Genomic DNA, 1,244 nt, shown 5'->3' on the forward strand with positions numbered 1-1,244 from the left:
AAGGATGTGCTGGAGGCGGGGGGCGCGGCGGCGGAGGACGCGGCGGGCGGGGACGGAGGGGCCGCCGCCGAGGCGGACCGTTTCGCCGACGGCCTCCACGGGCTGGCGGACCTGGCCCGGGAGCACGGCGGACTCCCCGCGGCCCTCCGCTCCGAACAGGCGGTCCGGCTGCTGGAGGGCGCGTGCCGCGCCCCCGGCGCGCTCCGGGCCGTGCGCTCCGCGACACCGGCCGATCTGCTCACGGTCGCCGAGCAGTTGGAGAGGGCGCTGCGGCCGCTGTCGCTGGACTGGTACGGGGACGGGACCGGGGGCAAGGGCTCCGGTCTCGCGGCCGCGGACCTCTGCCACGCGGTGGGCGGCGGTCCCGCCGCGCTCCCCGGCCTGCTGGCCCGGCGCCTCTTCGGCACCCCGCTGCTGGTGACCGAGTACGGCGTGCGGCTGCGCGAGCACTACCTCGCCAGCGCCGCCCACGCCGTCGCGCCGGACGCCGTGGGCGCACCGGTGCGGGCCCTGCTCGCCTCCCTCCACGGGAACCTGGCGCGCGAGGCGTACCGCCGCGCCGAGCTGGTCGTCTCCGGCAACGCCCACGCCCGGCGCTGGCAGGAGAGGTGCGGGGCGGACCGAGGGAGGCTGCGCACGGTCTACCCGGGCATGGACGCGTCGGAGCTGACGGAGATCGTGGAGGACGCGGGACGGAAGCGGCCGGACCCGGTGCTGGTGTGGGTCGGGCGGACCGGTCCCGCCAGGGACCTGGTCGGCCTGCTGCACGCCTTCGCCGAGGTGCGCAGGGCCGTTCCCGGCACCCGGCTGCTGATCGCCGAGCGGCCCGGCGGCCCGGCCCCGGAGCGGGACCCGGAGTCGGCGCGGTACCTGGCGCACTGCCGGGCACTGGCCGCGCAGCTCTTCCCCGACGAGGCCGCGGGCCCCCTCAGCGTCGGGGAGAACCCGGTCTGCTTCGCGCGGATCGGCGACCCCGCGCTCCCCCGGCTCGCCGACGCCTACGCCGCCGCCGACGTCGCCGTGCTCTCCAGCGTGGTGGAGGGCTTCCCGGTCTCCCTGGTCGAGGCGATGTTCGCCGGCCGGGCCACGGTCTCCACGGACGTCGGCGGGGTGTGCGAGGCCATCGGCGGCACGGGACTGGTGGTGCCGCCGCGCAACCCCCGCGCCCTGGCGGACGCCTGCACGGCCCTGCTGCGCGACCCGGCCCGCCGCGCCCGGCTGGGCGCCGCCGCGGGCACCGGCGC

Annotated in this window: 1 protein-coding gene; it reads left to right on the forward strand. The window is 79.1% G+C overall.

Translation table 11 applies throughout. The features are described from left to right. The coding region (locus tag ACLIYP_RS30465) for a glycosyltransferase (protein ID WP_412716301.1) at window positions 1-1,244 on the forward strand (1,244 nt) is incomplete at both ends.

It is taken from the genome of Streptomyces nanhaiensis, assembly GCF_046614825.1.
GTDB lineage: Bacteria > Actinomycetota > Actinomycetes > Streptomycetales > Streptomycetaceae > Streptomyces > Streptomyces radiopugnans.